The sequence below is a fragment of the Spiroplasma endosymbiont of Dactylopius coccus genome (assembly GCF_977110965.1).
This window is the reverse complement of the sequence record NZ_OZ373019.1, coordinates 1,659,192-1,676,730: the sequence shown is the minus strand read 5'-3', so window position 1 is coordinate 1,676,730 and position 17,539 is coordinate 1,659,192. Positions and strand designations below refer to the sequence as shown.

At 23.7% G+C, this 17,539-nt stretch carries 26 protein-coding genes; 23 read left to right on the top strand and 3 right to left on the bottom strand.

Features of this window, described 5'->3' with window-relative positions:
• Nucleotides 1–60: 60 nt before the first annotated feature.
• Together ACXUB0_RS10640 and ACXUB0_RS10635 are read right to left on the bottom strand one after the other, a co-directional pair.
• Entirely contained in the window at nt 61–531 is a 471-nt protein-coding gene (locus ACXUB0_RS10640; RefSeq protein ID WP_458258629.1) for a hypothetical protein, read from the bottom strand.
• A gap of 18 nt (nt 532–549) precedes the next feature.
• On the bottom strand, nt 550–672 hold the full coding sequence (locus tag ACXUB0_RS10635; RefSeq protein WP_255495889.1) for a hypothetical protein: 123 nt from the start codon (nt 670–672) through the stop codon (nt 550–552).
• A gap of 308 nt (nt 673–980) precedes the next feature.
• Between ACXUB0_RS10635 and ACXUB0_RS10630 the strand changes: the two genes are divergently transcribed.
• The 3 genes from ACXUB0_RS10630 to ACXUB0_RS10620 are packed head-to-tail and all read left to right on the top strand — an operon-like array spanning nt 981 to nt 2,652.
• The gene (locus ACXUB0_RS10630) at nt 981–1,376 is read left to right on the top strand and encodes a Spx/MgsR family RNA polymerase-binding regulatory protein (protein WP_174481244.1); all 396 of its coding nucleotides are present in this window, start codon (nt 981–983) and stop codon (nt 1,374–1,376) included.
• Between the two features lie 23 nt (nt 1,377–1,399).
• Entirely contained in the window at nt 1,400–2,215 is an 816-nt protein-coding gene (locus tag ACXUB0_RS10625; protein WP_458258628.1) for an NAD(+)/NADH kinase, read from the top strand.
• Between the two features lie 38 nt (nt 2,216–2,253).
• A complete protein-coding gene (locus tag ACXUB0_RS10620) occupies nt 2,254–2,652 on the top strand; it encodes a hypothetical protein (RefSeq protein WP_458258627.1) in 399 nt (132 codons plus the stop codon).
• 1 nt (nt 2,653) lies between these two features.
• Here ACXUB0_RS10620 and ACXUB0_RS10615 read toward each other — a convergent pair whose 3' ends face one another.
• Nucleotides 2,654–2,989 carry a rhodanese-like domain-containing protein gene (locus ACXUB0_RS10615; protein WP_458258626.1) on the bottom strand — a complete coding sequence of 112 codons (336 nt, stop codon included), beginning with the start codon at nt 2,987–2,989 and terminating at the stop codon, nt 2,654–2,656.
• A gap of 105 nt (nt 2,990–3,094) precedes the next feature.
• Here ACXUB0_RS10615 and ACXUB0_RS10610 point away from each other — a divergent pair, with 105 nt between their 5' ends.
• The 20 genes from ACXUB0_RS10610 (at nt 3,095) to ACXUB0_RS10515 (ending at nt 17,521) form a co-directional block, all read left to right on the top strand.
• On the top strand, nt 3,095–5,209 hold the full coding sequence (locus ACXUB0_RS10610; RefSeq protein WP_458258625.1) for a polyribonucleotide nucleotidyltransferase: 2,115 nt from the start codon (nt 3,095–3,097) through the stop codon (nt 5,207–5,209).
• Nucleotides 5,210–5,387: 178 nt separating this feature from the next.
• Nucleotides 5,388–7,157, top strand: coding sequence for a ribonuclease J (locus tag ACXUB0_RS10605; protein ID WP_458258624.1), 1,770 nt, complete (start codon nt 5,388–5,390; stop codon nt 7,155–7,157).
• 1,053 nt (nt 7,158–8,210) lie between these two features.
• Nucleotides 8,211–8,372, top strand: a complete 162-nt coding sequence (locus ACXUB0_RS10600) for a hypothetical protein (protein ID WP_458257487.1) — start codon at nt 8,211–8,213, stop codon at nt 8,370–8,372.
• Nucleotides 8,373–8,374: 2 nt separating this feature from the next.
• A complete protein-coding gene (locus ACXUB0_RS10595) occupies nt 8,375–8,839 on the top strand; it encodes a hypothetical protein (RefSeq protein ID WP_458257488.1) in 465 nt (154 codons plus the stop codon).
• 2 nt (nt 8,840–8,841) lie between these two features.
• Nucleotides 8,842–9,135: a hypothetical protein gene (locus ACXUB0_RS10590; RefSeq protein WP_458257489.1), complete on the top strand. Its 294-nt coding sequence runs from the start codon at nt 8,842–8,844 to the stop codon at nt 9,133–9,135.
• A 3-nt stretch (nt 9,136–9,138) separates the two neighbouring features.
• A complete protein-coding gene (locus ACXUB0_RS10585; protein WP_342266587.1) occupies nt 9,139–9,300 on the top strand; it encodes a hypothetical protein in 162 nt (53 codons plus the stop codon).
• Nucleotides 9,300–9,584, top strand: a complete 285-nt coding sequence (locus tag ACXUB0_RS10580; RefSeq protein ID WP_458257490.1) for a hypothetical protein — start codon at nt 9,300–9,302, stop codon at nt 9,582–9,584. The genes ACXUB0_RS10585 and ACXUB0_RS10580 overlap by 1 nt, the downstream gene beginning before the upstream one ends.
• A gap of 121 nt (nt 9,585–9,705) precedes the next feature.
• Nucleotides 9,706–9,861: a hypothetical protein gene (locus ACXUB0_RS10575; RefSeq protein WP_458257491.1), complete on the top strand. Its 156-nt coding sequence runs from the start codon at nt 9,706–9,708 to the stop codon at nt 9,859–9,861.
• Nucleotides 9,861–10,034: a hypothetical protein gene (locus ACXUB0_RS10570; protein WP_458257492.1), complete on the top strand. Its 174-nt coding sequence runs from the start codon at nt 9,861–9,863 to the stop codon at nt 10,032–10,034. Before ACXUB0_RS10575 ends, ACXUB0_RS10570 begins: the two co-directional genes overlap by 1 nt.
• The gene (locus tag ACXUB0_RS10565) at nt 10,034–10,270 is read left to right on the top strand and encodes a hypothetical protein (protein ID WP_174480108.1); all 237 of its coding nucleotides are present in this window, start codon (nt 10,034–10,036) and stop codon (nt 10,268–10,270) included. Before ACXUB0_RS10570 ends, ACXUB0_RS10565 begins: the two co-directional genes overlap by 1 nt.
• Before the next feature lie 131 nt (nt 10,271–10,401).
• Nucleotides 10,402–10,587: a hypothetical protein gene (locus ACXUB0_RS10560; RefSeq protein ID WP_458257493.1), complete on the top strand. Its 186-nt coding sequence runs from the start codon at nt 10,402–10,404 to the stop codon at nt 10,585–10,587.
• Entirely contained in the window at nt 10,587–11,411 is an 825-nt protein-coding gene (locus ACXUB0_RS10555; RefSeq protein WP_458257494.1) for a hypothetical protein, read from the top strand. The genes ACXUB0_RS10560 and ACXUB0_RS10555 overlap by 1 nt, the downstream gene beginning before the upstream one ends.
• Before the next feature lie 15 nt (nt 11,412–11,426).
• The gene (locus ACXUB0_RS10550; protein ID WP_458257360.1) at nt 11,427–11,585 is read left to right on the top strand and encodes a hypothetical protein; all 159 of its coding nucleotides are present in this window, start codon (nt 11,427–11,429) and stop codon (nt 11,583–11,585) included.
• A gap of 34 nt (nt 11,586–11,619) precedes the next feature.
• Nucleotides 11,620–11,808 (top strand): hypothetical protein, encoded by a 189-nt coding sequence (locus tag ACXUB0_RS10545; protein ID WP_174481134.1) that lies wholly within the window; start codon nt 11,620–11,622, stop codon nt 11,806–11,808.
• A 1-nt stretch (nt 11,809) separates the two neighbouring features.
• Complete coding sequence (locus tag ACXUB0_RS10540) at nt 11,810–11,995, top strand: hypothetical protein (protein ID WP_458257413.1); 186 nt, start codon at nt 11,810–11,812, stop codon at nt 11,993–11,995.
• A gap of 17 nt (nt 11,996–12,012) precedes the next feature.
• Complete coding sequence (locus ACXUB0_RS10535; RefSeq protein WP_458257496.1) at nt 12,013–12,390, top strand: hypothetical protein; 378 nt, start codon at nt 12,013–12,015, stop codon at nt 12,388–12,390.
• Nucleotides 12,391–12,406: 16 nt separating this feature from the next.
• Nucleotides 12,407–13,606 (top strand): hypothetical protein, encoded by a 1,200-nt coding sequence (locus ACXUB0_RS10530; protein WP_458257497.1) that lies wholly within the window; start codon nt 12,407–12,409, stop codon nt 13,604–13,606.
• A 14-nt stretch (nt 13,607–13,620) separates the two neighbouring features.
• The gene (locus ACXUB0_RS10525; protein ID WP_458257527.1) at nt 13,621–15,318 is read left to right on the top strand and encodes a hypothetical protein; all 1,698 of its coding nucleotides are present in this window, start codon (nt 13,621–13,623) and stop codon (nt 15,316–15,318) included.
• Nucleotides 15,319–15,321: 3 nt separating this feature from the next.
• Complete coding sequence (locus ACXUB0_RS10520) at nt 15,322–17,394, top strand: hypothetical protein (RefSeq protein WP_458258623.1); 2,073 nt, start codon at nt 15,322–15,324, stop codon at nt 17,392–17,394.
• A gap of 4 nt (nt 17,395–17,398) precedes the next feature.
• Nucleotides 17,399–17,521, top strand: coding sequence for a hypothetical protein (locus tag ACXUB0_RS10515; RefSeq protein WP_255495889.1), 123 nt, complete (start codon nt 17,399–17,401; stop codon nt 17,519–17,521).
• Nucleotides 17,522–17,539 lie beyond the last annotated feature (18 nt).

The window sequence follows — 17,539 nt, the reverse complement described above, 5'->3', positions numbered from 1 at the left end:
TCATTTGACAACTTATCGATTAAAAATTTATTTTTCAACTATAAAATAACATTTATGATATTAATTTAATCAAAAATAAGTTAAAAAAGATCCTAAACAGGTTCTTACAATTTGTGCATTTTGTTCATAACTATCATAAAAAATAGTACATTGAATTAATTTACCAGTAATATCATAAACTCTTTGTTGTATATCAACTACTTGAAAATATAAGTCATCATTTGCAATAAAAATTAAATAACCACTAATTCCCAATTTACTTAATTTAAAAATAGAATTTCAATTTTTTCTATAAAATTCTTGTTGAATTAAATACTGCTTAATAGTTTCATTGTTAATATCTAGTGGAGCATTATATAAATTAGCATTATTTTCTGCTACAAAATCAGTAAAATATGTTTCATGATTAAAATCATTAAAACCAAAATAACTTAAAATAGAAGCATGTGTACTTTTACCTTTTAAAAAAGTTAATTTAGTTTTTTCTTCATTATTAGTGCTTTTATCTCTTCTTAAAAATCTACCTAACATAATATTCACCACCTTTTTTTAAAATATTTGATTAATTTTTAATACAATTTTTACTATAATAAATATAATTAAACCAGCAACAGCAGAAGATAATAAAACTCCTATTAAACCTAAAATAATTTTTATTATTTTAAAAAACATAATATTATTCCTGCAATTCTTGTAATTTTCATAAATTTAAAATATATGTTAAATTTTTTTATAAAATTTAAGGAATAAAAGTATCTATTTTTCAAAAAATAATATGATATAATATGTGGGTGAAGGATATAGTGGAAAAAGTCTTTCATGTACTTATTTTCTAAGTTTGGTCAAAGATAGTGTGGAAATATATATTATTATAGTAATGTAGAGTTTATTAACTTTTATTTTTTAAAGATAAAAAAATATTAATTTTAAAAAAGAGTATTTAAATCAAATGTAGTCTAAAAGCAAAGAGGGGTATTGTCATGATTAAAATATATGTTTCGCCAAGTTGTTTGTCTTCAAAAAAAGTTATTCAATTTTTTGATAAACATAAAATTCCATATATTAAACGTAATATTATCCATAATCCATTGACCGATACTGAAATTAAATTATTATTAAGATTTGTACCAAATGGTGTTGGTGATATTATTTCAACAAGAGCAAAGTTTATTAAAACACATGCTATTAATATTGAAAAGTTAACAATGTTACAAGTTTTTGATTTAATTAAAACTTCACCAACTGTTTTAAAACGTCCAATTATTGTTCAAGAAAATAAACAACGTATTCAAATTGGTTATAATGAAGATGAGATTGAATTATTTTTACGTGGTTCTATTGAAAACGAATTTGAAGATTCTTGTGAAATATTTTAATTGAAATATGATTGGAGTACATGATGAAAAATTATAAATTTACAATTATTGCTAATAAATATGAGAATTCTCAATCATTAGCTAAGGAATTAAGGGCCAAGTTATTGGCCCTTAAAGCACTTGAAGATACTTCTTTTCCAGATATTGTTTTTATTATTGGCGGTGATGGAACATTTTTAAAAGCTGTTCATGATTATAATAATATACTCAATACTATTAAGTTTGTTAGTTTTAAATGTGGTAATCTTGGTTTTTATGAAAACTTTTTAAACACAGAAGTTGACAAAGTATTAATGTGAATTGATAAAAATGATAATAATTTAATAGTAAATAAATTTTCATTATTAGAAGTAAATATTAATAATAAGATTTTATATGCTATTAATGAAGTTAAATTTGTTAATTTAACAACAACTCTTTCATGTCAAGTGTTAATTAATAATCAATTATTTGAAAACTTTCGTGGTTCTGGTTTAGTTATTGCAACAAGAACTGGTTCGACGGGTTTAATGAAATCACTTGGTGGTGCTGTTTTAATTTCAAATCATAACTTAATGCAATTTCATGAAATTGCTCCAGTAGCTAATAATAGTTATCGCAGTTTAAATTCACCACTAATTTTGGATGAAAATCATGAAATTACTTTGAAAAATATTCAAAAAGATAGTAAATTGAGCGATTTTGGAAAATTAATTGTTGATACTTTTGATTTTAATGATAAACTAAATGATAAGGTAACAATTAAATTATCAGAATTAACGTTACAAGTTTTAGAATATCGACTTAATCATTATTCTTTACTTGCTAAAGTAAAAAAAGCTTTTATTCAAGAAGATTAAGAAAATATTTAAAAATATATTAATTAAGGAAGGTAATCATGCCAATTTGACAAATAGTATTATTAGTTATTGCATTGTTATTTGCTGTGGCTAGTATTGGGATTTGAATATGAAATGTTAGTAGAGCTAAAAAATTACGCAATCAACAAGAAAGTAATTCAAAACCTATTAATAAACCACAAAAATTCCCATTTAAATTACAAAATTTTATTGTTGATTTAGGGGGAATTGATAATATTAAAGAGACAACAGCAACAGCAAATAAAATTAAGGTAGAGATTATTGATCATTCAAAAATTAATTTTAATAATCTTAAAAAAATTAAAAATCGTGGTATTTTAGACCAAGACGATAGTGTTAGTTTAGTCTTAGGAACTTATTGTAATAATTTAAGTATTGTTATTAATGATCTTATTAAATTAAATAATGAGAAATAAGTTATTTTTTGTAATATCCATAAATACCATTAATTAAAACATAAGTGTTAGTATAGCCCAATTCTCTGAGTGTTAGTGCAGCAGCAGTTGAACGATTTCCTACATTACAAATAGTTATAATCACTTGATTTTTGTTTTCAATATATTTACTAGGATTTTTAATCAAATCATAGTAAGGAATATTAACAATATTAAGTTCACCATTATCATTTGTTATTTTTTTTAAAATTTGATATTCAGCAACATCACGAACATCAATAATTAAAGCTTTATTTTTAATTTTATCAAAGTCTTTATTTGAAATTAAAATTTCATTTTGTATTTTATGTTTAAACATAAGTTATGACCTCCTAAAATAAAATTGTTCTATAACTTATTTTAACATTTTATTATGCTATAATTCTCATAGTTGCGACAAAAAATGGAAGCTAAGGAGTAAATAATGTTAAAAGAAAAATTCCTTTTTAAAGAAGGAAAATATGAATTAATTGTTGAATTAGGTACAATGGCTAATTTAGCAGAAAAATCAGTAAAAATTACTTATGGAAATACAGTTGTATTAACAACTGTATCATATAATGAAGTTATTAATAATCAAGATTTTTTTCCATTACAAATAGTTTTTCAAGAAAAGTTATATTCAGTTGGTAAGATTCCAGGTGGTTTTTTAAAGCGTGAAGGTCGACCTAGTGAATATGCAACACTATGTGCTAGATTAATTGATCGTTCAATCCGTCCATTATTTCCAAAAGGTTTTGTTAATGAAGTGCAAGTTGTAAATAATGTTTTTGCGTTAGATGATGCTTGTGATGTTAGAGTAAATGCAGCTTTTGGTACTTCACTTGCTTTAGGATTAAGTAGTTTGCCATTTCAGGGTCCTAGTGCTACTGTTGTTGTTGGTAAAATAAATGATGAACTTGTCCTTAATCCAACACAAGAGCAGTTATTAAATTCAAAAATGGAATTGATTGTTGGTGGAACAAAAGATGCCATCAATATGGTTGAAGCTGGATGTCATGATATTTTAGAAAAAGATATGATTAAAGCATTAAAATTTGCACATGAACATATTATTAAATTAATAATTTTTCAAGAAAGTATCATTGAAAAATTAAAACCAAATAAATTTAAACCACAGTTAGCATTAATTCCTGTTAATATTGAACAATTTGTAGAAACAAATTGTCAATCACAAATTAGTAAAATTAGTACTACTGTTGATAAAAAAAGTCGAAGTAACTTGATTAAAAATTTAGTTGAAGAAACATTTCAAAGTTTTAAAAATAAATTTAATCAAGAAGTTTTAAATGCTGGTGAAGAAACAACTATTCATAATTTACGCAAAAGTATTGATCAATTATTACAAAAAGCAATGCGTACTATGATTTTAAAAAATAATGTACGAGTTGATGGACGAAAAGCAGATGATATTAGAAAATTAACAAGTATGATTGATGTTTTACCTATTGTTCATGGTAGTGCAATGTTTACTCGTGGTGAAACACAAGTTTTATCAGTTTTAACTTTGGGTGCACTTGCGGAACATCAAATTATTGATGGATTAGGTAAAGAAGAGTATAAACGTTTTATTCATCATTATAATTTTCCTCCATTTTCTGTTGGTGAAACCGGAAGAATGGGTGTTCCTTCACGACGTGAGATTGGTCATGGCGCCCTTGGTGAAAAAGCATTATTACAAATTATTCCTCTTGAAAAAGATTTTCCTTATACAATTAGATTAGTATCAGAAGTATTAGCATCAAATGGTTCAACTTCACAAGCAGCAATTTGTGCTTCATCAATGGCATTAATGGCTGGTGGTGTACCGATTAGAGCTGCAATTGCTGGTATTGCCATGGGTTTAATTAAAGAAGAAAAAGATTTTACAATTTTAACTGACATTCAAGGATTAGAAGATCACTTAGGTGATATGGATTTTAAAGTGGCGGGAATAGCTAATGGTATTTGTGCTTTACAAATGGATATTAAAATTACTGGTATTGATTTTAATATTATTACACAAGCTTTAGAAAAAGCCAGAATTGCGAGATTACAAGTATTAGCAAACATGAATGAAGTAATTAAAAAACCTAGAACTACATTGGCACCTAATGCTCCAAAAATTATTCAAAAGTTAATTCCAATTGATAAAATTCGTGATATTATTGGTGTTGGCGGGAAAGTTATTAATAAAATTATTACCGACTGTGATAATGTTAAAATTGATATTGAAGATGATGGACGATTGATGATTTATCATAATGAACAATCAGCCATTGATAAAGCTTGACAAATTATTGAAAGTATTGTTAATCCTGTTCAAATTAAAATCGGTTCTGAATTTGATAGTAAAGTTGTAAAAATTGTTAATTTTGGTGTTTTTGTTAATTTACAAGATAAGATTGATGGTTTAATTCATATTTCAGAATTTTCAAAAAAATTTAATAAACGTATTGATAATTTAAATAATGTCGTTAAAATCAATGATATAATTAAAGTTCGAGTAATTAAAGTTGAAGATAATAGTAAGCTTAGCTTAGAAATTATTGATAAATAATTTGAAACTATTTTTAATGAAAATTAATTACAGTTTTATTATTAAATTAGTGTTAAAATACTAATAACATAATATAGCAGCATCTTGGGAATTTAAGTTAAAGTTTTAATTTTTATGTTCTTCTAAGATATTAAATTTTATAAAATAAAAATAAAGAAAGTAGAAAACTGGTGAAAACATGGCAAAGATAAAAGTATTTGCTCTGGGTGGATTAGATGAACGTGGTAAAAACTTATATGTTGTTGAAGTAAATGATAAGATATTTGTATTTGATGCCGGCATTAGACTCCCAGAAAGAGAAATTTTAGGAATTGATATTATTATTCCAGATTATACATATTTAAAAGAAAATAAACATCGTATTCAAGGTATATTTATTTCAAAACCATCTGATGATGCTTTTGGAGCACTACCTTATATTTTAAAAGATTTTAATAAAATAAAACCCGAGTATAAAGTTCCAATCTTTACTAGTAAACTAACTGATTTTATGATTAAGCAGAAATTAGAACGTTTTCGTTTTATTAATCAAAATGAAATTATAATTAAAACTATTGAACCTGAACAAAAAGTATCATTTGGTAATGTTGTTGTTAAAACATTTAAAACAACTACTTCAATTCCAGGTAGTTTAGGTTTTGTTCTAACTGTAAATAATGGTGAAAATATTAAATTAAATGAAACAATTGTTTATACGGGTGATTATATTTTTGATGGTGAACATCGTAGTGATTTTACTACTGATATTCAACATTTAGCTAGTGTTTCTAAAAATGATGTTTTATTATTAATTAGTGAAGCAACATGCGCCAATAGAAAAGCTTTTACGGCTCCTAAGCATAAAATTCAAACTATTATTGAACCAGTATTAAAAGAAGCACCAGGAAGAGTTATTCTTGCATGTTATGATCAAGATTTATATCGTGTTAGTGAAATTCTTAATGCTATTAAAGAAACTGACTCTAAACGTAAAATTGCAGTTTATGGTGCAACTTTATATGATATTTTATTAAAAGTTAATGATTTAAACGCTTTCAATATTGATAAATCACAAATTATTAATTTAGCACAAACAATTGGTACTAAAGATACAGTAATTATTGTTACTGGTAGTGGTGAGCGTTTATTTACTAGAATGAATAAAATTGCTATTGGTAATGATGATTATTTAAAACTTGAATCCCAAGATACAATAATTTTAGCAACTCCACCAATTCCAGGAAATGAATTGGCTCATGCAGCCTTATTAGATGACTTAGCACGTACTGATGTTAAAGTTATTAATATATCAGAAAAACAAGCTTGAAGTTTAAATGCTTCTTATGAAGATATTAAGTTAGTGGTTAATATTATTGAACCAAAATATTTTTTACCAGTTAAAGGTTTATATAAAGATTTTGTAGCAGCACAAGCAGCAGCCATTGATGCTGGTGTATTACATAACAATGCTTTAATTCATGATAATGGTGAAGTTATTACTTTTGAAAATGGTAAATTAATTGATAATTTTGTTAAACAGTATGTTGCACGTCCTTCTCGTTTTAATGATAAAAATGCTACTAATAAAACAACAGATAACTTAATAAAAACTGGTGATGTATATGTAGATGGTATTGGTGTTGGTGATATTGGTTCCATTGTTATTAGTGAAAGAAAACAATTACAACGTGATGGTATTTTAATTACAGGAGTGACAATAAATCGTAAAACTAAAGAAATTATTTCTTTAATTGATGCACAAATGCGTGGTGTTGTTTATTTAACTAATAATGAAGAAATGTTGAAAAAATTGCAAAACATTATTATTAATGTTATTGAAAAATATAAAACTAATAATGCTTTTAGTCTTAGTGAAGTTAAGACTAAAATGAAAAATGACTTACAAGATTATATTAAAAAAGAAACTGGTAAGTTACCTATGATTTTAACAGTTGTTAATGAAATTTAAGGTTAATGATATTATCATTAACCTTAACTTATATAATTTTTCATATTTAAACTAATTTTAAAATGAGGCTTTTAGAAATCTGTGTATCTTTGTTTTACAAAGTACTAGTTAAGATTAATTCTATCTTCAAATTTGGGAGCGTACCGAAGATGTCGGTAACTAAAAAGTTTTAAAAATAGCTCCTTTCTTTTTTTACCCTTGAATTAAAAATAAATGACAAAAGACGAGAATAAAAATCTTGTCTTTTTTTTGTAATTGTAAAATTTTAAAATTTTTATTATTAACACTCTTTAAATATCTACTACACGCAGTGACCAAGTAGGAGAAAGTTAATAATTAATAACCCTCTTTAACGCTATTATCAACACGTGTTAGGGAACTAAAAAAGTGAACTACAACACAGTTGTTAAAAATAGTAGCTAGAGCATGTGGACTTGCATGAATAAATAAAAAGTGGAGTGATACCTAATAAAATATATTAACCAGTAATGGTAATTCTTGGGGTGGGAGCGAATTGGAAACTAGTATATATAGACCTGTTGTAGGGACCTATTGTATTAATTCTATTCTTTATTTAACCAACCTTGCCACTCCCCAGTGAGCAAGTGTTGGTTTTATTTTTTATTTTTTTTGAAAAAATTTTTGGGCGAGAAAATAAATTTCAAACTTGTAAAAAAAATTGAGCGGTGCCGGTTCAATTAAAATATTAATTTGTTTAACACAAATTAAATAAATATTGAATCGAATGCCTCAATGTTTTTTAAAATTTCACAATTTATTTTTGAGCCCAGAATTTCTGGAATGAATAAAACTAATAGTATTAATAATATAAAAATCAAAATATATATTCTTTATGCTAGAAGGAACAGAATATATTAGAAAGAATTATTATGAAAAAGTATTTTTGTTGAACATGTAAACAACATAAATTAGATTATTTATTCTTTAATACTAATGATATAAAAACAAGAAAATATTTTTTAAGAGATAAAAATAGTAAAGCAATTTGTTATGACTGTATTTTAAATATTAGGTTAAGTAGGAGGTATAAATATGGATAAACAAAAATTAATTAGTTGATTAAATTTAATTTTAGATAGTGATATAGAACAATATAATAAAGAAAAAGACATATATTATTTAAATAAATTAAAAGGTTCAATTGATATTATTAAAATTTTAATTAATAAAATACAATGCAGAGAATTTGATTAATAATGAAATATGAATTAATTATTGGAATTGACCCTGCTGGTATTGGTAATAATGGAATTGTTATATATTCAAATGAAACTAATAATATTGTTTTTAATGAAACATTCAATACATTAACTGTTTTATGAACTAAAAATATTTATAAAGAAAAATTTCAATTAATTAAAGAAAAATTTATTGATAAAAAAATATTAGTTATTGTAGAAAATTTCTTTTTAAATTCAAAACAATTATTAACTAATCCATTAGCAACTCCTAAAATTATTGGTTCATTAATGGTATTAGTACAAGATGTTATGAATTGAGATTATCTAGAAAACCAACCAAAAAATAAAAATAAAATAACAAATTATAAAGGAAATATAAAATTAACAAAACATGAACAAGATGCATATAAGCATATTCAATATTATTTAAAAAATCATAAAAAAATATTAATTTTTGACAATTATTTAAGGAAATTATAAAAATGAAAGATAAAACAAATTATGTCAAATTAACAGTAAAACTTAGTAACACTATTGAAGCAAAATATTACGAAAAAGGTAATAAAGAATTATATTATAGTGTTCGTGGTCAATGAAATGGATTAAACTATGTTACTTTAATTTTTAATAAACCAAAACTTTATAGACGCTGTATTTTATTAAACAAAAACGATGAAATTATAGTAACTGGTGAAATCTTTAATACTTTAAATATTCCTAAAAATCGTGCATTTTGTTCAATTAATGTTAAATGATTTAAAAAATGAAAAGAGTAAAAAATGATATTATGAAAAATTTTATTAATAGTACCGATATTAATAACAAGTATAACACTAATAATATTTTTAATATTTATTATTAAAGAATTAAAAAATGAATATAAAGTATTGAAAATATTAAATGAAATTGCTAATCAAATTGAAAATAAGGAGAAAAAATAATGAATAGATGTACATTTAGTCAAACTACTAAATTTACTAGTTTAATACCACCACATGATGAAAATTTTGAACAAATACAATGTGAAAATATAACAGAAGAGCAATTTGATGAATATGGTAGAGCATACTGTAAAGAACATAGAATTAAAGTTGATGAAATTAATAAATCAAGACATAAAAATTGTATTAATAAAGAAAAATTACTTGAACATATTAAAAATATAAATTTTAAAGGAATTTTTGGTTTATTAATTAAAAAAATAGAAAACGGAGAAATTAACTAATGACTAATTGTAAACATGAAGATGTAAGCATTGAATTAATATTTCGTTGTAATGATTGTTTAGCTGTTCAATTTCAACATCCAAAAAATAATAAGGAGAAATAACTAAATGAAAATGTGTAATGATTGTAAAGAAAATTATAATTGACCAAATTGTCAAAATTGTTTTAAAAATAATGATAATAAAAACTAATAATTGAAATATAACAATATCAAATCATGATGAAGCAGATAGTTTATTAATTGGTTGATATTATTTAAATAAGGAGAATAAATAATGAATAAAGAACAATTAATTAAATATTTAAATCAATATTATAAAAATATGGAAACTGATAATGAATATCACTTTATGGAATTTAAAAATGAACAAGATAAATATACACATTACGGGATATTATTAGCAATTAATACTATAAAAGAAAAAATAGAAAATGGAGAATTTGACTAATGATAATATTACCTACTTTGTTTGAAAATAAAGATGAAATTGAAATATTATCACCATTTCCAAAAGCAATTCATACAAGTAATGATATTAGAGCAATTATTTTAAGACAATACCCAAATGTTAAATCAAAACACATAATTGTTTCTGACCCCGAAAGTAATGTTGCATTAATAGTTGGTGATAATGATGTATATCAAGGTTGAATTAAAGTAACAATTAAAAAATTAGAAAATTAAAGGAGAACAAATAAATGCAAAAAGAAAAAATTAAAATTAGAAATTATGAATTTGAATTAAATTCTTATGTAGTAGATTCCTTATTAGATGTTATAAGAGAACTGATAAAAACAAATAAAGGAGATTAAATTATGTTAGATGAAATTTTACAAGTCATTTTTGATAAAGCAGATAAAAAAGAGTTAATCGATACGATAGAAAAGTTAATTAATGTTACTAACAATCATTCAGAAACAAAAAAATGACTTATTATAAATTTTGATAAAACTAATTATGTTTTAGAAAAATTATTGAATATGAACGGAGAAATTAAATAATGCCAAATATAGAAAATCAATCAAATTATACATTAACTAAATTAATTAGAACTGGTATAAGTCCTATTTGTGCAATGATTGGTACAAGTGCTTATTATGGTCAAGTAATTGCAAATCCAGTATTAGGTTCAATTAATAGTTTATTATTTGGTAAAAAATTAGGTTTAGATATTTGAAATTTAAATCAAAGACCAAATACTAAAACAAAATTAATTAATAGTTCTAAAAAAATATTACTAGGTTTAGGAACAATCGGTTTAGCAAATTATAGTAAATGAACAGAAAATAATATTAATCCTATTATTCCAACAACACCAACTCCAATAACTACTACAACTACAACTGAGGGTCCACCATGATTATTGTTAGATAAACAAGATAATCAGTCATTAATGGATTGAGATACATATATTAGTTTAAATGCTTATGGTATTTCAAATCTTATTAGTGGATTAACTGAGTTAATACCTAATAAATTTGAAACAATAAGAAAAATTTGTAATATGGCAACTGGTGGATGTTTGATTAGTACTGGTGTTGCTATGGGTATAAATAATAATTTTAATAATGCTTATGCAGTACCTACCATTATTGCTGGGGCATCTGAAATTATTCATAATTTATTACCTATGGAAACAAATCATCATGTTGAAGAAATGCAAGAAACAACATTTAATAATGAAACTACAAGATTAATTAATGATAATAGATTTTCAATTAATAGTGAAACAACCAGTCAATACGGTAGTGATAATATGAGCGAAGTACCATTAAATACTGATAATGCTTCATTAAATTGAGATTACAATCACATGAGTTTATAAAGGGGGTGAAAAGCAATGAATAAAGAAAAAATAATTGAATATTATAATCAAGAAATACAATCATATAAAGAAAGAATGGAACAATTAAATAAAGAAATATCTGTATTAGTAAAAATTATAAGTAATTCACAATCAATGATTGAAAGAATTAATGGTGGTCAATTTGATGAATAATTAAAAAATAAATAATTGAAAGGAAAATATTGAGATGAAAGAATTTTTACATGAATTAATAATTATTGGAACAAGTGTTGGAACATTAATTTGCAGAGAAATTATTGTTTTATTAAAAAGATTTATTACAACTCCAAAACATGTTAGAGCAAATAACAAAATTATAAAACATCAAAAAAAATTAGCAAAATTAAATGAAAAAATTAATAAAGGAGAAAAATAATATGACAAAAATTGAATTTAATGAAAAATATAGAAAAAATAATATCAAAATTGATAGAGATTTTGATTTAGATATAGGAAATTGTTTTAAATTTTCTGATATTGATATATTAGAAAATGCTGTTAATGATTATAAAAAACTAATAAGTGAAATGCCACAATTAGTTAAAGATTGATTATTGGGATAAGATTAGGAGAATGTTAAATGTTAGAAAATGAAAATAATGTTCAACAAACAACTGAACCTTTAACTGAAAATAATGCTTCTTCACAAGAAATAGAAAATAAAGTTAATGAAGCAGAAAATAAGTTAAATAAACTTAATCAAGAAATTAAAGAAAAAGAAATTATTAATATATTTAAAAAATATCAAGTTAAAACTGAATTTTATGATTATTTAAAATTTAAAACAAGTAATATAGAAAATTCAAAAATTGAAGAAACTATTAAAAAAATGATTAAAGAACAACCAGTATTTAAAGAAACAATTAATACAGGTGGCAAACCACAAACAATAATAACAAATCAACCAAATTCAATAAAAAGTACATTATTGGATTATAAAAATAAAAATAAATTATAAGGAAGGAAAATAAAAAATGGCAGTACCATTCAAACAAAATTTAGATAATACCGAAAAATTAGTAGAAGCACCAGAATTTATAGAATTTTTTAAACAATCAAATAGTCCGTGGGCAAGTTTTTTTCCTATCGAAATGGTTAATTCAACAAGAATTGAATTTATAGTTAAAAAACCAAAAGACCCAAAAGTTAAAGTTCTTCAATGAAATGATAAAAGTAAAAGAATAGATGTTGGATATGCTGATACAGATAAAATTATTAAAGAAATTACAGAAGAAGCCGTTGCTGGCGAAACAATTGCAGCAAAAGATTTATTAGCAGAAAATGGTCAAAATTTATTACAAAGTATGCAATATGAAGTTGCTAATGATTTAGCAGATTATTTAGCTAATAACAATACTAATGTAATTGCAAAATATGCAATTAAATTTATGATTGAAAAATCAACAGAACCAAAAGCACAAGCAATTAAATATGTAGAAGCAATGTTGGGGGCATGAAATACATTATTTCAATATAGAAATATTGCAAATTGTAGATTCTTTATTACTAATTCTCTTTATGATAGTATAGTTTATTTGGCAGATAATAAAGGTTTAATTACTGATAATGAAATTGCACAACAATTAAGATTAAATGGTAATGATTTATATATTAAAGGTGTTTTATGTCAAATTGTAATGGATGACTATATGACTTTTAAAAATGATAAAAATGATGATGAAATTATGTCATTTGTTTTAGCAACACCAAGAGCAATGAAAAGATATATGTTGCAAGATACAATTATTTATGTTCAAGAAGTGGCAGATGGTAAAGTTGGAAGAATGTATTTAGTTGGTGGAGAAGTTACAGGTCAAGCCATACCTTATATTTCTAATAATGAAACAACATCACGTTGAATGGCATGTGGAATTATTAATACTGATAAAACTGATTTAAAAACTAAAATTACAAATTTAACAACTGATATTACTGCAAATGTTAATAACAATAATAGTGAATTAAATACACAAATAAAAAGTACTAATGAACTTAAATCATTAAATCCAAATTTAACAAATCCAACTATTAAATATTTTAGTGACGCACAAGGAAAAACTAATGTAAGTAATCAAAAACAAAAAGCAGGTGACTTATATATAACTATTACTGCAAATGTTAATGACTTAAATTATAAAGGAACAACAAATCCAATTAAAATAACTCTTAAATAAAGGAAATTAATACCATGCCAATCGGTACAACTAGTACAGCAATACTTTTAAACATAAATAAACCAAAACATACTAGAACAAGTAACCAACAAGAAAATAAAAGTTTTTGATGAGAAATTTTAGAAATGATTGGTGTACAAGTTATAGCAGTAGCACTTGCTCCTTTTACTGGTGGATTAAGTGAAAGCGTAGCACTTGGATTAGGTGCAAGTGATTTAATTGCTAGTATTAGTGCTGTTGGTGTAGAGTTTTTAACTGATTTTACTATTAATCAAGTTTATGATTATTTAAAAGGAAATGTAACAAAATTAAATACTTTCTTTAATATACTTCCTGCATTTGCTGGACTTAATAAAATTAGTCGTGGTTATCGTACTACTAAATTTATTAAATTAGCAGAAAAAACTAAAACATTAGAACAAGTTGGAATTAAAGAAGCAAAAAACTTACAAGAAATTATAAGTCAAGTAAGTGGAAAAGAAATTTTAACAGATAAAATTATTGGTAATAAACGTTATTTAATGAATTATAGTTTTACTCCTAATCGTGAAACAGTATTACGAGATTTAGGTTATGTTGCTGAAAGACAATATAAAAATAATTTTCAAAAATTAGAAGCACAAGAGTTAAAAGATTACTTATTATTACAAAATACATTAACAAAATTAAGTCCTCAATTAACTCCAAAGTTTAAAATTAAAGATATTGAAAAAGCAAATAATTTTTTAAAAAAATATAATACTGATTTAAAAAAAGTACTATCTATGAATCAACATGATTGATTAAATTTAGTTCATACAATACATACAGAAAATAGATATGGAAAAACTTTAATTTTAGATTTACAAAAAATTCGTGCTAATGCTATTAAATTTAATTTTAAAAAAAGTTCAATTCATAAGATTGTTTTAAATGCAAATAAAATTTTTAAATATTTGGATATTAGATTTTATTTAAAAAAAGGTTTAAATAAATTTTGAAAAAATACATCATATTTTGAAAAATTACGAGAAAGTATATATAAATTACAAGAAAAATTTGAAAAGTTAGAAAAGCAAGCATTTGAGAAAATTAAAAAATTAAAAGAAAAAGCAACTGATTTATTTACTAGTGCAGAAAAAAGAGCAATTAAACATGCACAATTAATTCCATTAAATTCACCAGTATTTATGGGTTGTAAAATTCAACCTTTATCATTAGATAAATGTGCAATTACTATTTATTATCGTAATCCTAAATATAAACCAATTACAGTTGTTGATAGTATTCTTAAAGCAGAAACTTTTGTTGCTCAAATACATCCATTCCATTGATATCGTTGATATAGTGGTTGATACATTGGTTATGGAGTTAATCAAAATAAATGATTAAAAGCAATAGCATTTGCTCCGCCGGTTGTTCAACAAATAATTAGAGATAGTTTTAAAGTATATAGAGAAATATTTAGAATCGTAAGAACTTATCATAAAGTAGCAAATGTTATTAATAATCCTATTGAAAATATTAATAAATCATTTAAAAGTGTTGGTTTAAAATTTTCAGTAAATACTGTATTTGGTACTGGATTATTACATCATTTAGAAAAATTTGCATATAGTCAAGTTGTAAAAAAAGGTAAAAAGAAATTACAAAAAGAAATTATACATATATCACATAGAAAAACTAAAACAAAAACTAAACATTATAAAAAAGCATTTTTTAAGGAATGATAAAATATGATTAATAAACTTTGAACTGGTGTCAGTCTAGAAAATTATAATAACTGATATCCATTAACTGGAAAAATTACAGAAACACCACAGCAATATATACAAACATGACCAAATGTTAATGATTGATTTAAAACTTTTGCTATTCGTGCTCAAAATGATATTAATGCTTATCTTGGTTTTATTTTATCTAAATTTCCTTTTGATAGTTTTAAAGATGAATTAATTAAAGAAACATTAAGAGATATGGTTTTTGTAACCGCTGAACATTGAGTATTTAATCGTACACCAATTGAATTTAATGTTGATGCTACTATTCAGTTTAATAATGGTAGTCAATTTAGTGCAAATAGTATTCCTACAATTAATGTTTGAGATTTAGCACCAAGTAGAATGAAAATATTGGCAAGACTAACAGAATTAAAACAAATATTATCAAATTATAATGATGATGAAATAGATGTTGAAAAAATTGATTTAAAATCATTTTATACTAGAAATCAAGTTGATGAATTAATTGAACAGCAAAAAGAATTTACATTATCAAAACAAATTAAATTATATGATGATTTAGTTGATGATAATGAAAATGAAATATATAGAGGTCCTGTTAGTAAATTTGTTAATAAAGGTTATGTTGCAACTGATTATGATAAAGAAACTGAAACAATGATTTTAGATTGACCTGATGAAATTGGTACATTACCACCCGAAGCATTACAAAATAATCCACAAATTGGTGATTTTACTCATGCACCAACTTGTGATTTTTCGGCTAAACAACAAAAACGAATTACTACTAATGAAAATGAAATTACCAAATTAAATACTGAATTAATTAAAGCAAATGAAAATATTAATGATGTTAAAAATAATTGATTTAATATTGAAACTAGTCCTTTATGAAAAAAAGTTGAAAATAATAATATAGAAATATTTAAATGATATTTTATTAAAATCAGTTATCAATATTCAACAGAAAATAACTTTATGAAATTTTATAAAGTAATTAAAATTTATTTAAATAATGTTTTTAATAAATTTGAATTGCTAAATGTTGATTCCATGACGTATAGTGAACAAATCCAAAATAAAACAATTTTAAATACCGGAACGATTTACTATAACAATAAAAAGAAAGAATTTAGTGGTGGCGGTAATTCTTATCCTGAACGTGGAAAAATTAATTTAATTGGTGATATAGAAGAAATATATCAATATCAAGGAATAGATACACCAACTGAATTTATAGCAGAAGAAAATACTGAACGTGATTATTATACAAAACTAGAAACTAATAATTTATTAGATAAAAAACAAGATAAATTAATTGCTGGTGAAAATATTAAAATTGATGAAAAAACTAATACTATTAGTGCTACTGGTGGAAGTGGTGAATCATTATGATTAATAGACCCTAATTCGCCTAATATTATTCAACCTAAAGAAAAAAGAATTATTACTTCAAATAATACTAGAATTGTTTATATAGCAGACCCTACACAACCACAAGATGCTGTTAATTTAAGAACATTAAATAAAAATATCCCAGATTTAACTGATTATTATAAAAAAGAAGAAGTAGATAAAGAATTAGAAGATAAAATAGATAAAACACAATTTCAATATGCTTTTGTTCTCAATACTTTTGGTACTGAAATTGCTAATTTAGAAACTAGTGATAAAACTATTGCTGGTGCTATTAATGAATTAATTAAAAAAATAAAAGATTTAAAAATTGGTAAATGAAAAGATGTAGCCTTTAATATTAGTACTACTGGTATAAAAAATCAAGAAATTAGATATGATTGTAAAGAAAATAAATTATATCGTATATGATTTAATTTAAATCCAAGACAACAAAAAATAATATTACCAGATATTTATACATTTACTGATTTTGTTTATTCGTTAGGTTCTGGTATTCCACAAACTGTAACAGTATATAGTACTTATATAAAAGAGGGTGGAAGATTACAATTATTATGTTCAAGAAATGAAAATATTGATGTTTTTAAATGAGAAGACATGAATATTAGTGGTGGTAATTTATGAAAATTACAAGAATTGCAGGAATAATATTATGTTTTTTAAAATAATAAAAATTATTTTAGGTTTAATAGGAGTTTTATTATCTTCTGCTGTTGCTGGTTTAATTATATTTATTATAGTAAAAATTGTATTAAAAATTAATCAAATATTTTAAAAAAAGGTGGTGAATATT